At 65.3% G+C, this 13,574-nt stretch carries 10 protein-coding genes; 8 read left to right on the top strand and 2 right to left on the bottom strand.

Going from position 1 to position 13,574, the window contains the following annotated elements; all coding sequences use genetic code 11:
• Window positions 1-36: 36 nt before the first annotated feature.
• Both DM373_RS23150 and DM373_RS23145 read right to left on the bottom strand, forming a co-directional pair.
• A complete protein-coding gene (locus DM373_RS23150; RefSeq protein ID WP_110995799.1) occupies window positions 37-300 on the bottom strand; it encodes a DUF3077 domain-containing protein in 264 nt (87 codons plus the stop codon).
• A gap of 135 nt (window positions 301-435) precedes the next feature.
• Window positions 436-678 carry a hypothetical protein gene (locus tag DM373_RS23145; RefSeq protein ID WP_110995798.1) on the bottom strand — a complete coding sequence of 81 codons (243 nt, stop codon included), beginning with the start codon at window positions 676-678 and terminating at the stop codon, window positions 436-438.
• Between the two features lie 593 nt (window positions 679-1,271).
• Here DM373_RS23145 and DM373_RS23140 point away from each other — a divergent pair.
• From DM373_RS23140 to yccS, 8 genes are all read left to right on the top strand, one after another.
• Window positions 1,272-1,874, top strand: coding sequence for a hypothetical protein (locus tag DM373_RS23140; RefSeq protein ID WP_110995797.1), 603 nt, complete (start codon window positions 1,272-1,274; stop codon window positions 1,872-1,874).
• Between the two features lie 392 nt (window positions 1,875-2,266).
• Complete coding sequence (locus DM373_RS23135; RefSeq protein ID WP_110995796.1) at window positions 2,267-4,063, top strand: acyl-CoA dehydrogenase; 1,797 nt, start codon at window positions 2,267-2,269, stop codon at window positions 4,061-4,063.
• Between the two features lie 30 nt (window positions 4,064-4,093).
• A complete protein-coding gene (locus DM373_RS23130) occupies window positions 4,094-5,536 on the top strand; it encodes a TldD/PmbA family protein (RefSeq protein ID WP_110995795.1) in 1,443 nt (480 codons plus the stop codon).
• Entirely contained in the window at window positions 5,536-6,864 is a 1,329-nt protein-coding gene (locus tag DM373_RS23125) for a TldD/PmbA family protein (RefSeq protein ID WP_110995794.1), read from the top strand. Before DM373_RS23130 ends, DM373_RS23125 begins: the two co-directional genes overlap by 1 nt.
• Window positions 6,865-7,007: 143 nt before the next feature.
• Window positions 7,008-8,435 (top strand): multidrug transporter subunit MdtD, encoded by a 1,428-nt coding sequence (gene mdtD, locus DM373_RS23120; protein ID WP_110995793.1) that lies wholly within the window; start codon window positions 7,008-7,010, stop codon window positions 8,433-8,435.
• 112 nt (window positions 8,436-8,547) lie between these two features.
• A complete protein-coding gene (gene dbpA / locus DM373_RS23115) occupies window positions 8,548-9,885 on the top strand; it encodes an ATP-dependent RNA helicase DbpA (protein ID WP_244215121.1) in 1,338 nt (445 codons plus the stop codon).
• Window positions 9,886-10,021: 136 nt separating this feature from the next.
• On the top strand, window positions 10,022-11,203 hold the full coding sequence (locus tag DM373_RS23110) for a BaiN/RdsA family NAD(P)/FAD-dependent oxidoreductase (protein WP_110995791.1): 1,182 nt from the start codon (window positions 10,022-10,024) through the stop codon (window positions 11,201-11,203).
• A gap of 174 nt (window positions 11,204-11,377) precedes the next feature.
• Window positions 11,378-13,561, top strand: coding sequence for a YccS family putative transporter (yccS, locus tag DM373_RS23105; RefSeq protein WP_110995790.1), 2,184 nt, complete (start codon window positions 11,378-11,380; stop codon window positions 13,559-13,561).
• Window positions 13,562-13,574 lie beyond the last annotated feature (13 nt).

Below are 13,574 nucleotides of genomic sequence, written 5' to 3'. Positions count from 1 at the left end.
GTGGGAGCGGGCTTGCCCCGCGATGCTTTTGGGGTGTCAGTGCTTCATGCCGAGTTCGGCATCATCCATCAGTGCCTTGGCCAAGGCGCTCAGGTAATAAGACGCCCAGAGCAACTGCGGCTTCTCCTCCATGATCCCGGTGATGGTCAGGTCACGCACGCAGCCCATCAGCTCCGATGCCTGGTCGCGGGCATGCTGGCAAGGGATGCCGGGTTCGATGCAGAACAGCGGGGCGGTCATGCCCTCGCCTTGGTAGAACTTGGTCTTGCCGACGGTGGTGTGGGTGTCGTCTGTAGTCATAGTTCTCTCCCTGAAATGGTCGGTGCCTGTGCAGGCCCAATCGCGGGGCAAGCCCGCTCCCACGTCAGGGCTCGATAGCGTGGGAGCGGGCTTGCCCCGCGATGGCGTCAGCCCAGGCGCTACATGCCTCGCGGCCTAATGCATCGCCTGCGGCTGCGCCGGCATCTGCACCTGAATCAGTGCCGATTCGAGCAACACCCGCAGCGCTTCGGTCTCGTGCATCGCCGTCATCAACAAGACCGAAACGGGCGACTTGGGCTGCAGCAGCATCGCCTGATGGACCACGGTCACTGCGCACAGGGCGTACTCGGTGGCCTGGATCAGGGTGTCTTCAAGGGAGTGATGGTTGTGGGGTGGATCGGGGACGATCTTTAGCATGGTATGGCTCTCTCAAAGTGGGCCACCACCATCTGCTGTCAAACAAAAGGGTGGCAGCTGTACGTGGGTTGACAGACCGGTGAGAGAACCTAACCCGGCGCACACAAGGTGCCCCACGCACAACCGCCATAACGCAGAAGCCATGCGCAAGGTTCTCAGCGGCCTGTCAAAGCCGATCGCTGCATTCGCAACGACCGCCCGAGACTAGTGACCAACCCAGAGCACCGCAATGGCTTGAAAGAGGCCAGGAGCATGTTTGGGAAATGGACTACAAGCAACAGGGAAAAACTGAAAATTTATTCACAAATGGCAATCAAATACCGAGCACTTCGCCAGCAAAGGCATACTGACGCCCGAGACCAATCAGCTCTAGAATCGACCGTACCGCATCCCCCGACACTGATTGCAGGGAGGTTTTCATGAGTGCAAAAACACAGAGCAGGTCGAGAGCCGAAAACCCACACATCGAGGCAGTCCAGCGCATTCGTCAGCTCGCACAGATTCTGTCACGCAACCCCGAAGAAGCCAGGGCATTCTGGGTAAAAACCGGGGTTTTCACAGAAGAAGGTGAACTTAAGGCTCCTTATCGCTAGATGTATCAATACCTTCCATCATTCGTCTTGGGCTTCCATGGCTGCGATCGCGAGGTAGGCGAAGCCATCCTCGCTGGCGAACCTATTTCACCCAGTGTCAATGCTTACGACTGGCTCGGTGAGGGCGCCTATTTCTGGGAAAACAGCCCCGACCGCGCGCTTAGTTACGCCCAACGCCTGAAGGCGCATAAGCGCGGCCGGGGAAGTATAAAAAGCCCCTATGTAATTGGAGCGGTAATCAACCTCGGCTTGTGTCTGAACCTCACGGATGAAGGTGCACTACAAGAGCTTGGTGTCGCCTACCAGTTACTGATAGATAAAGGTGGGGAAATTCCTGAAAACGCACTGGGGTTCCCAGGCGATATGGACAACCTCAAGCGGTATCTGGACTGCGCTGTTTTCCAACTCCTTCACACCGCCCGAGAACTGGTTGAGTTAGAGCCCTATCAATCTATCCGCTCTCCTTTTCTGGAGGGCGCCGAGCTGTACCCCGGCACCGCCTTCCGACAGGAGACGCACATTCAACTCTGCGTACGCGATATGAGCTGCATAAAGGGCTTTTTTCGCCCCCTGAAATCAAACGGCGCATTGTTTTTGGCCTAGAGCTGCGGCCCCAAGCTAAGAGCGCTGCTCGACAGAGTAGAACCAAAGACTCCAGACCTTTGCCAGCCCGGATGCAGTGACCAGCACGATCAAAGCCAGAGAACCTGCCGCGAAATGAAAACCGTCATACGTTATTGGCGCACTTCATTTCAAGGTCTTGTAGAGGCTGCCAGGTGTTCGCCGAAAGGCTTCTGGCGCTTATGAGATCGAGCGCCGCGCGGGCGGCGCTCGATCTCATAAGCGCTGAAGAACTTTCGGCGAACACCTGGCAGCCCTCACCTAGCCCCCCCGAAAACACAGCCTTCTAAACCCATATCACCCAAACCAATTAACCTGTCCCCTGCCCCACCACCCCGCCTAGACTCGCCGCACCTCGACCCAGGAATGCCGCCATGTCCGAGCAACTCCTCAGCAGCCGCAACCTCGCCTTCGAACTCTACGAAGTCCTCGACGCCGAAGCCCTGACCCAGCGCCCGCGCTTCGCCGAGCACAGCCGCGAAACCTTCGACGCCGCGCTGGCCACCGCCCGCACCATCGCCGAGAAGTACTTCGCCCCGCACAACCGCAAAGGCGATGAAAACGAGCCCCGCTACGTGGACGGCCGCGCCGAACTCATCCCGGAAGTAAAACCAGCAGTCGACGCCTTCCTCGAAGCCGGCTTCCTCAACGCCAACCGCGATTTCGACGTCGGCGGCATGCAGCTGCCAAGCCTGGTATCGCAAGCCTGCTTCGCGCACTTCCAGGCCGCCAACGCCGGCACCACGGCCTACCCGTTCCTGACCATGGGCGCGGCCAACCTGATCGAGAGCTTTGGCACCGAAGAACAGAAGCGCCTGTTCCTGCAACCGATGATCGAAGGCCGCTACTTCGGCACCATGGCCCTGACCGAGCCCCACGCCGGCTCCTCGCTGGCCGATATCCGCACCCGCGCCGAGCCTGCCGGCGATGGCAGCTACCGGCTCAAGGGCAACAAGATCTTCATCTCCGGCGGCGATCACGAGTTGTCGGAGAACATCGTGCACATGGTCCTGGCCAAGCTGCCGGGCGCGCCGGCTGGCGTGAAAGGCATCTCGCTGTTCATCGTGCCCAAGTACCTGGTCAACCACGACGCCAGCCTGGGCCCGCGCAACGATGTACTGCTGGCCGGGCTGTTCCACAAGATGGGCTGGCGCGGCACCACCTCCACCGCACTGAACTTCGGCGACAACGGCCAGTGCGTCGGCTACCTGGTCGGCCAGCCGCACCAGGGCCTGGCCTGCATGTTCCAGATGATGAACGAAGCGCGCATCGGCGTCGGCATGGGCGCGGTGATGCTCGGTTACGCCGGCTACCTCTATTCACTGGAGTACGCCCGCCAGCGCCCGCAAGGCCGCCTGCCGGACAACAAGGACCCACACAGCCCGGCCGTGCCGATCATCGAGCACAGCGACGTGAAGCGCATGCTGCTGGCCCAGAAGGCTTACGTGGAAGGCGCCTTCGACCTGGGCCTGTACGCCGCCCGGCTGTTCGACGATACCCACACCGCGCCGGATGAAAACACCCGCCAGCAAGCCCAGCAACTGCTCGACCTGCTGACCCCGATCGTCAAATCCTGGCCCTCGACCTTCTGCCTGAAGGCCAACGAGCTGGCGATCCAGATCCTCGGCGGCCATGGCTACACCCGCGAATACCCGGTCGAGCAGTACTACCGCGACAACCGCCTGAACCCGATCCACGAAGGCACCGAGGGCATCCAGTCCCTCGACCTGCTTGGCCGCAAGCTGGCGCAGAACGGCGGCGCCGGGCTCAAGCAACTGATTCGCCTGATCGCCGGCACCTGCGAGCGCGCCAGCCATCACCCGAACCTGGACAACCTGCGCCAGCCGCTGGAGCAACTGGTCAATCGCCTGCAAGCGGTCACCCTGGCCCTGCTCGGCGACCTGGCCCAAGGCGAGGTCGCCGGGGCCCTGGCCAACTCGGCGCTGTACCTGAAGGCCTTCGGTCACTGCGTGATCGGCTGGCGCTGGCTGGAGCAGGCCATCCATGCCGAAGTCGGCCTGCTCAAGGGCAGCGACCGCGACTTCTACCAGGGCAAGCTGCAGGCCGCGCGTTATTTCCTCACCTGGGAAGTACCGGGCTGCCATAATGACCTCGCCTTGCTCGAAGCACGCGACGATACGTGCCTGGGCATGCAAGAGGGGTGGTTCTAGGGGGAGCCACCGCGCCAACGGAGGTTTCCCATGTTCGATTCCAGCGCCCTGCTGCGCCAGCGCTTCGCCGCGCTGCGCAGCACGGCCGAAGTGTTCTCGCTTCGCCACGTCAAGCAATCGCACCAGTCCCTTTCAGTACGCCGCAATGTCGCCGAGCCGCCGCACTTCAGCCAGGACGAAGGCGCCATGCTCACCGTGCGGGTCAACGGCGTCGAGGCCTACGCGGCCACCGCCGACCTGTCGCAAAGCGGCCTGCAGCGTGCCCTGGAGCAGGCCGAAGCACTGGCCCGGCGCATCAAGGCCCACAGCCTGCTCGACCTCAGCGGCCAAGCCGCCCCAAGCGAGCGTCACGATCACGTTTCGCCCAACTTCGACCAGCCCCTGCCCAACCTCGCCGACTGCCTCGACCTGCTGGCCGCAGAATCCGCCAGCGTGCCCAAGGACAGCCGCCTGGTGGACTGGCAGGCAAGCCTCGGCATCAGCCTGGTCGAGCAGACCTACCTGAACTCCGCCGGCGCCGAGCTGCGCCATGCCCAGCGCTTCGTCTACCCGGGCCTGGGCGTCACCGCCAGCGACGGCCAGGACAGCCAGAGCCGCACCCTGGGCCGCGACAACTTCGGCCAGCAAGGCAGCGTCGAGGTGATCGAGCGCTGCGGCCTGGTCGGCGCGGCCCGCCGCGTGGCCGACGAAGCCCTGCAACTGCTGCTGGCGCCCAACACGCCGAGCGGCACCCGCGACCTGCTGCTGATGCCCGACCAGATGATGCTGCAGATCCACGAGTCCATCGGCCATCCACTGGAGATGGACCGCATCCTCGGCGACGAGCGCAACTACGCCGGCACCAGCTTCGTCAAAGCCGCCGACTTCGGCCACCTGCAGTACGGCTCCACGCTGCTCAACGTGACCTTCGACCCCACCATCGGCGAAGAGCTGGCCAGCTACAGCTTCGACGACGACGGCACCCCGGCCAGCAAGCAGTTCCTGATCCGCAACGGCTTGCTGGTGCGCCCGCTGGGCGGCGCGCTGTCGCAACTGCGCTCCGGCCTGGACGGCGTGGCCAACAGCCGCGCCTGTGGCTGGAACCGCGCGCCGATCGACCGCATGGCCAACCTCAATATCGAGCCGGGCGACCAGCCACTGGCGCAGCTGATCGGCGGCATCGAAAACGGCATCCTGATGCGCACCAACCGCTCGTGGTCCATCGATGACGCCCGCAACAAGTTCCAGTTCGGCTGCGAATGGGGCCAGTTGATCGAGAACGGCGAGCTCAAGGGCGTGGTGAAAAACCCGAACTACAGGGGCATCTCCGCCGACTTCTGGCGCAACCTGTCGGCCGTGGGCGACAGCAGCACCTTCCAGGTGCTGGGCACGCCCAACTGCGGCAAGGGTGAACCCAACCAGGTGGTGCGGGTCGGCCACGCCTCGCCGGCCTGCGTGTTCCGCCAGATCGACGTATTCGGAGGGGACGCCTGATGAGCACTTATCAACAACGCTTCGAAGACCTGCTCGGCGCCCTGCGCGATGCGCTGCAACCCGGCGAGCAATTCACCCTGGGCTACAGCGCCGAGCACTCGCAGTTCGTGCGGTTCAACCATGCCAAGGTGCGCCAGGCCGGGCTGGTCAGCCAGGCCAGCGTGCAGCTGCGGCTGATTCGCGATGGTCGCCAGGCGGAGCAGCAGATCACCCTGGGCGATGACGCCGAGCTGGATCGCCAGCGCCTGCATGACGGCCTCGGGCAACTGCGTCAGACCCTGCCGCTGCTGCCGCTCGATCCGTACCTGAGCCTCGACGAGAGTGCCTGGCGCAGCCACAGCCTGCTGGAGCAGCCACTGCCCGAGCTGGATGAAGTGCTGGCCTTGGTCGAGCGCGAGGCCAACGACCTGGACCTGGTCGGCATCTATGCCGCCGGCCCCATCTGCCGAGGCTTCGCCAGCTCGTTCGGCGCCTTCGGCTGGCACCAGGCCAACAGCTTCAACTTCGACTGGAGCCTGTTCCACGCCAACGGTCAGGCGGTCAAAGCCAACTACGCAGGCCAGGCCTGGAGCGGCGAAGCTTTTGCCGCACGCCTGCGCCTGGCCCGCGAACAGCTGGAACACCTGGGCCGCCCGGCCATTACCCTCAAGCCCGGCAGCTACCGCGCCTACCTGGCGCCAGCGGCGATGGACGAGATTGCCGGGATGCTCTGCTGGGGTGGTTTCTCCGCCCAGGCACTGGCCACGGGGAACAGCTCGCTGCAGCGCCTGTACAACGGCGATGCACGACTGAGTTCGTTGGTGAGTTTCAGCGAACAGGTCAGCGGCTCGTTGAGCCCGGCGTTCTCCGACGAGGGCTCGCCGCGTCGCGACCTGCTACTGATTGGCGAGGGCCTGGCACGCGAGCGTCTGGTCAGCGCTCGCAGCGCCGCCGAGTTCGCACTTCAGGCCAATGGCGCCGACAGCTACGAAGCGCCGTGCGCACTGAGCCTGGCACCGGGCGACCTGCCCAACGCGCAGATCCTCGAACGCCTGGGCACCGGGCTGTACATCAGCAACCTGTGGTACCTGAACTACTCGGACCTGCCCGCCGCGCGAATGACCGGGCTGACCCGGTTCGCCACATTCTGGGTGGAAAACGGCCAGATCCAGGGGCCGGTGAGCACCATGCGCTTCGACGACAGCCTTTACAGCCTGCTGGGCAGTCAGCTCGAAGACCTGACCCAGGAGCGCGAGATGATCCTGTCGACCAGCACTTATGGGCAACGCAGTACCGGGTCGAGTCATCTGCCGGGTGCTTTGGTCAAAGGACTGACCTTGACCTTGTAAAACTACAACGTGGGAGCGGGCTTGCCCCGCGATAGGGCCAGCCAAGGCAACATCAATGTCCGGTCCGACGCCATCGCGGGGCAAGCCCGCTCCCACACCTGCTCCCCTCCCACAATGGGCCCTACACTCGCCTGAGGTTTCTCATGCCCGAACGCGCCCCACTGGACCCCGTCACCGCCCGCTGGATCCCCTGGGTGGTGGCCATCGCCTTCTTCATGCAGTCGCTGGACGGCACCATCCTCAACACCGCGCTGCCGGCCATGGCCCGCTCGCTGGCCGAGGACCCGTTGCGCATGCAGGGCGTGATCATCGCCTACATGCTCACCGTGGCGTTGCTGATCCCAGCCTCGGGCTGGATCGCCGACCGCTTCGGCACCAAGCGCATCTTCTTCAGCGCGATCCTGCTGTTCAGCTTCGGCTCGCTGCTGTGTGCCATGGCCAACAGCCTGGGCTTCCTGATCTTCGCCCGGGTGGTGCAGGGCCTGGGCGGGGCGCTGATGCTGCCGGTAGGCCGGCTGGTGGTGCTGCGCGCCTACCCGCGTAGCGAGCTGGTGCGGATCATGAGCTTCATCACCATCCCCGGCCTGCTCGGCCCGCTGCTCGGCCCGACCCTCGGCGGCTGGCTGGTGGAGATCCTGACCTGGCACTGGATCTTCCTGCTCAACCTGCCGGTCGGCGCCCTCGGTTGCTATGCGGTGTGGAAGTTCATCCCCGACCTGCGCGGCGCCGAACGCACCCGCTTCGACGGGCCGGGCTTCGTGCTGTTCGGTGCGGCGATGGTGCTGATCACTATCGCCATGGAAGGCCTGGGCGAACTGCACCTGCCGCACCTGCGGGTGATGCTGTTGCTGTTCGCCGGCATGGCCTGCCTGGCGGCGTACTGGCTGCGTGCCGGGCGCGACCCCGAGCCGCTGTTCTCGCCGTCGCTGTTTCGCGTGCGCACCTTCGCCATCGGCATCCTCGGCAACCTGTTCGCCCGCCTGGGCAGCGGCGCCCTGCCCTTCCTGGTGCCGTTGCTGCTGCAGGTGGCGCTGGGCTACTCGCCGGCCCAGGCGGGCATGAGCATGATCCCGCTGGCGGCGGCGGCGATGCTGGCCAAGTCGGTCGCCCGGCCGCTGATCGAACGCCTGGGCTATCGCATCGTACTCACCGGCAATACCTTGCTGCTGGGCCTGCTGCTGGCCAGCCTGGGGCTGGTCGATGAACAGACGCCCTATGCCCTGCTGCTGGTGCAACTGGCGTTGCTGGGGGCGGTGAACTCGATGCAGTTCACGGCGATGAACACCGTGACCCTGATCGACCTCGACGACGCCAGCGCCAGCAGCGGCAACAGCCTGCTGTCGGTGGTCGCGCAACTGTCGCTGAGCCTGGGCGTGGCCTGCGCCGGTGCGCTGCTCGGCGGTTTCACCGCGGCCGGCAGCGCCGAAGGCGTGCAAAGCACCCTGGGGGCGTTCCAGCTGACCTTCGTCACCATCGGCGTGATGGCCATGCTGGCGGCGGCGATCTTCCTGCAACTGGCGCCGACAGACGGAAGGCGCGCTCGTCGTCCGGAAGAGCACGTCGAGTCGTAGGGCGAATGGCCATGAGGCTGGTAGACTGTGCGACATTTTTCGCTTCGCACCGTAGGCCCGCCTCGTGACCGTTGAAACCACCGCCTTTGCCACCCTCCCGCTGTCCGCCGCCATGCTGGCCAACCTGGACGCCCTGGGCTACGCCTCGATGACCCCGATCCAGGCCCAGAGCCTGCCGGTCATTCTCAAGGGCCAGGACCTGATCGCCCAGGCCAAGACCGGCAGCGGCAAGACCGCCGCCTTCGGCATCGGCCTGCTCAATCCGATCAACCCGCGCTACTTCGGTTGCCAGGCGCTGGTGCTGTGCCCGACCCGCGAGCTGGCCGACCAGGTGGCCAAGGAGCTGCGCCGTCTGGCCCGGGCCGAGGACAACATCAAGATCCTCACCCTGTGCGGTGGCGTTTCGCTGGGCCCGCAAATCGCCTCGCTGGAGCACGGCGCGCACATCATCGTCGGCACCCCGGGGCGCATCCAGCAGCACCTGGACAAAGGCACCCTGGTCCTCGACGGCCTCAACACCCTGGTACTCGACGAAGCCGACCGCATGCTCGACATGGGCTTCTTCGACGCCATCGCCAGCATCATCGGCAAGACCCCGTCGCGCCGCCAGACCCTGCTGTTCTCGGCCACCTACCCGGCCGGCATCGAGCAATTGGCCAAGGACTTCATGCGCCAGCCGCAGCAGGTGAAGGTCGAGGCGCTGCACAGCGACAACCAGATCGAACAGCGTTTCATCGAGATCGACGCGCAGCAGCGCCTGGAAGCCGTGACCCGCGTGCTCGGCCACTACCGCCCGCAGTCCTGCGTGGCGTTCTGCTTCACCAAGCAGCAGTGCGAAGACGTCGTGGCCCACCTCACCGCCAAGGGCATCGTTGCCCAGGCGCTGCACGGCGACCTGGAGCAGCGCGACCGCGACCAGGTGCTGACCCTGTTCGCCAACCGCAGCAGCTCGGTACTGGTGGCCACCGACGTGGCGGCCCGCGGCCTGGACATCGATGGCCTGGACATGGTCATCAACGTCGAGCTGGCGCGTGACGCCGAAATCCACGTGCACCGTGTCGGCCGTACCGGCCGTGCCGGCGAGAAGGGCGTGGCGATCAGCCTGGTGGCCCCGGCCGAGGGCCACCGCGCCCAGGCCATCGAAGACCTGCAACAGAAGCCGCTGCGCTGGGAGCAGCTGGACAACCTGAAGAACAAAGGCGGCGAGCCGCTGCTGCCGGCGATGACCACCCTGTGCATCGGCGCCGGGCGCAAGGACAAGCTGCGCCCGGGCGATATCCTCGGTGCGCTGACCGGCGATGCCGGCTTGCCGGGCAAGCAGGTGGGCAAGATCGCCATTTTCGACTTCGTGGCGTTCGTCGCCGTGGAGCGGGCGGTGGCCAAGCAGGCCATGCAGCGCTTGAACAGCGGCAAGATCAAGGGCCGCGCCCTGAAAGTGCGCATTATTTAAACCGATCAGCAGATCGCTCGTGGGAGCGGGCTTGCCCCGCGATGGCGTCAGCAATGCCAACATCATTGCCTGCACCACCCCATCGCGGGGCAAGCCCGCTCCCACGCTTCCCCCTACTTTGCCAAAGGTTCCAACCGTGCACTCCACCGACGTGATCATCCTCGGCGCCGGCGCCGCCGGCCTGATGTGCGCCCAGCTCACCGCCCGCCGTGGCCGTCGGGTGCTGCTGCTCGACCACGCCAACAAACCGGGCAAGAAGATCCTCATGTCCGGCGGCGGGCGCTGCAACTTCACCAACATGTACACCGAGCCTGCCAACTTCCTCTCGCACAACCCGCATTTCTGCAAGTCGGCGCTGGCCCGCTACACCCAGTGGGACTTCATCGAACTGGTGTGCAAGCACGGCGTGCCGTACCACGAGAAGAAGCTCGGCCAGCTGTTCTGCGACAACAAGTCCAGCGACATCCTCGACCTGCTGCTGGCCGAGTGCGACGCGGCCGGCGCCGAGCTGCGCATGAACACCAGCATCGAACAGATCGAAAAAACCGAAGGCGGCTACCGCCTGCAGACCAGCGCCGGTCCGTTCGCCTGCCAGTCGCTGGTGATCGCCACCGGCGGCCTGTCGATCCCGACCTTGGGCGCCACCGGCTTCGGCTACCAGGTCGCGCGCCAGTTCGGCCACGAACTGCTGCCGACCCGCGCCGGCCTGGTGCCGTTCACCATCACCGAGCCCCAACTCAAGGCACTGTGCACCGAGCTGTCCGGCACCTCGCTGGACTGCATCGCCAGTTGCAACGGCACCAGCTTCCGGGAAAACCTGCTGTTCACCCACCGCGGCCTGAGCGGCCCGGCAATCCTGCAGATTTCGTCGTTCTGGGAGGCCGGCGACACGGTCGAGATCAACCTGCTGCCCGACCGTGATGCCCTGGAGTGGCTGCAGGGCCAGCAAGTCGAGCGCCCCAACAGCGAGCTGAAGACCGTGCTGGGCGAGGTGTTCACCCGCAAGCTGGCCAACCTGCTGGCCGAGCAGTGGTTCGAATCCAAGCCGTTGAAGCAGTACACCCCGGCCCAGTTGGCCGAGGTCGCCGACAAACTGGCGGCCTGGCAGGTGGTGCCGGCGGGCACCGAGGGCTATCGCACGGCCGAGGTGACCCTGGGCGGCGTGGATACCCGCGAGGTGTCGTCCAAGACCATGGAATCGCTGAAGAGCCCCGGGCTGTACTTCATCGGCGAGGTGCTGGACGTGAGCGGGCACCTGGGTGGTTTCAACTTCCAGTGGGCCTGGGCTTCGGCCAACGCTGCGGCGCAGTTCGTGTAGAGTAGAATCCATTCAGCAGCACGGAACGCTTCTTGCTGGTCTGTGTTGTGAAGGGTGCAAAACCATCGCGGGGCAAGCCCGCTCCCACAAAGGCCTCCTGTGTCTCGTGGGAGCGGGCTTGCCCCGCGATGAGGCCCTCAAGGTTCTAGTCCGCAAACTGCCCAGCAGGCCATCATGTCATCGAGCTCGTTCCGCCATTCATTGCGTCGCCTGTGGGGCCAAGACAAGTTCAGCTACGCCATTCGTGTGACCATCGCCCTCACCGGCAGCATGGCCTGGTGCTGGTACCAGAACGAGATGAGCCTGCTCATCCCGCTGTTCCTCGGCATCATCGCCAGCGCACTGGCCGAGACCGATGACGGTTGGCAGGGCCGCCTCAGTGCCCTGCTGGTCACCCTCGGCTGTTTTGCCATCGCCGCCCTGTCGGTGGAGCTGCTGTTCCCCTACCCCTGGATCTTCGCCATCGCCCTGGCCCTGGCCGCCTTCGGCCTGACCATGCTCGGCGCACTGGGCGAGCGCTACGGGGCGATCGCCTCGGCGACGCTGATCCTGTCGGTCTACACCATGATCGGCGTGGACCAGCGCGGTGGCGAAGTCAGCGACTTCTGGCACGAGCCGCTGCTGCTGGTGACCGGCGCCGCCTGGTACGGGCTGCTGTCGGTGCTGTGGCAGGCGCTGTTTTCCAACCAGCCGGTGCAGCAAAGCCTGGCCAAGCTGTTCTTCGAACTGGGTAGCTACCTCAAGCTCAAGGCCAGCCTGTTCGAGCCGATCCGCGGCCTGGACGTCGAGGCCACGCGCCTGGAACTGGCCAAGCAGAACGGCAAGGTGGTGGCCGCGCTCAACGCCGCCAAGGAAATCATCCTGCACCGTGTCGGCAACAGTCAGCCCAACTCCAAGGTCAGCCGCTACCTCAAGCTGTACTTCCTGGCCCAGGACCTGCACGAGCGGGTCAGCGCCTCGCACTACCCCTACAACGCCCTCAACGAGGCGTTCTTCCACAGCGACGTGATGTTCCGTTGCCAGCGCCTGCTGCGCAAACAGGGCGCTTCCTGCCAGGAGCTGGCGCGCTCGATCCGCCTGCGCCAGCCGTTCGTGCTCGCCAGCGGCTACCCCGAAGCGCTGGAAGACCTGAATGCTTCGCTGGAGCACCTGCGCGAACAGAACAACCCGGCCTGGCGCGGGCTGCTGCGCTCGCTGCGAGCCCTGGCCGCCAACCTGGCCACGCTGGACCGCCTGCTGGGCGCCGCGAGCAACCCGGACAGCCTGGCAGACGCCAGCGACAGCAGCCTGCTCGACCGCTCGCCGCGCAACCTGAAGGATGTGTGGCAGCGCTTGCGCACCCAGCTGACCCCCACCTCGCTGCTGTTCCGCCATGCCCTGCGCCTGTCGCTGGCACTGTCGGTGGGTTACGGCATGGTGCACCTGATCCACCCGACCCAGGGCTACTGGATCATCCTCACCACGCTGTTCGTCTGCCAGCCCAACTACGGGGCGACCCGGCGCAAGCTGGGCCAGCGGATGCTCGGCACCGCCATCGGCCTGACCGTGGGCTGGGCGCTGTTCGACCTGTTCCCCAACCCCCTGATGCAGTCGGCCTTCGCCGTGGTCGCCGGGGTGGTGTTCTTCGTCAACCGCACCACCCGCTACACCCTGGCCACGGCGGCGATCACCCTGATGGTGCTGTTCTGCTTCAACCAGACCGGCGATGGCTACGGGCTGTTCCTGCCGCGCCTGTTCGATACCCTGGTCGGCAGCCTGATCGCCATACTCGCAGTGTTCCTGTTCCTGCCCGACTGGCAGGGCCGCCGGCTGAACAAGGTGCTGGGCAATACCCTGGCCTGTGCCAGCCAGTACCTGCGCCAGATCATGCAGCAGTATGCCCACGGCAAGCGCGACGACCTGGCCTATCGCCTGGCCCGGCGCAACGCGCACAACGCCGACGCCGCGTTGTCCACCACCCTGGCCAACATGCTCATGGAGCCCGGGCATTTCCGTAAGGAAGCGGATGTCGGCTTCCGCTTCCTGGTGCTGTCGCACACCTTGCTCAGTTATCTCTCAGGGCTTGGGGCGCACCGCGACACCGCGTTGCCGGCCGAGGTCCATGAACAGCTGATCGAGGGTGCGGGCCAGACCTTGGCCGCCAGCCTCGACGAAATCGCCAACGGCCTGGCCGCGCGCCTGCCGGTGGCGATCCACAGTGACGCGGAAGAGGCCCTGGCCAATGCGCTGGAGCAGATGCCCGAGGAGCTGGACGAGCACCAGCGCCTGGTGCAGACCCAACTGGCGCTGATCTGCCGTCAACTGGGGCCGCTGCGCACGCTGGCGGGGCATTTGATCAAGGAAAGTGAGCCGAGCTGATTGCGGGGTGACC

This window comes from Pseudomonas sichuanensis (assembly GCF_003231305.1).
Classification (GTDB): domain Bacteria; phylum Pseudomonadota; class Gammaproteobacteria; order Pseudomonadales; family Pseudomonadaceae; genus Aquipseudomonas; species Aquipseudomonas sichuanensis.
The sequence above is the reverse complement of the archived record's forward strand: the minus strand, read 5'-3'. Positions and strand labels throughout refer to the sequence as shown.

What these genes read in the sequence shown, in the direction of transcription:
- DM373_RS23150 (WP_110995799.1), bottom strand. Translation starts at nt 300, where the DNA reads ATGACTACAGACGACACCCACACCACCGTCGGCAAGACCAAGTTCTAC.
- DM373_RS23145 (WP_110995798.1), bottom strand. Translation starts at nt 678, where the DNA reads ATGCTAAAGATCGTCCCCGATCCACCCCACAACCATCACTCCCTTGAA.
- DM373_RS23140 (WP_110995797.1), top strand. Translation starts at nt 1,272, where the DNA reads ATGTATCAATACCTTCCATCATTCGTCTTGGGCTTCCATGGCTGCGAT.
- DM373_RS23135 (WP_110995796.1), top strand. Translation starts at nt 2,267, where the DNA reads ATGTCCGAGCAACTCCTCAGCAGCCGCAACCTCGCCTTCGAACTCTAC.
- DM373_RS23130 (WP_110995795.1), top strand. Translation starts at nt 4,094, where the DNA reads ATGTTCGATTCCAGCGCCCTGCTGCGCCAGCGCTTCGCCGCGCTGCGC.
- DM373_RS23125 (WP_110995794.1), top strand. Translation starts at nt 5,536, where the DNA reads ATGAGCACTTATCAACAACGCTTCGAAGACCTGCTCGGCGCCCTGCGC.
- mdtD (WP_110995793.1), top strand. Translation starts at nt 7,008, where the DNA reads ATGCCCGAACGCGCCCCACTGGACCCCGTCACCGCCCGCTGGATCCCC.
- dbpA (WP_244215121.1), top strand. Translation starts at nt 8,548, where the DNA reads ATGCTGGCCAACCTGGACGCCCTGGGCTACGCCTCGATGACCCCGATC.
- yccS (WP_110995790.1), top strand. Translation starts at nt 11,378, where the DNA reads ATGTCATCGAGCTCGTTCCGCCATTCATTGCGTCGCCTGTGGGGCCAA.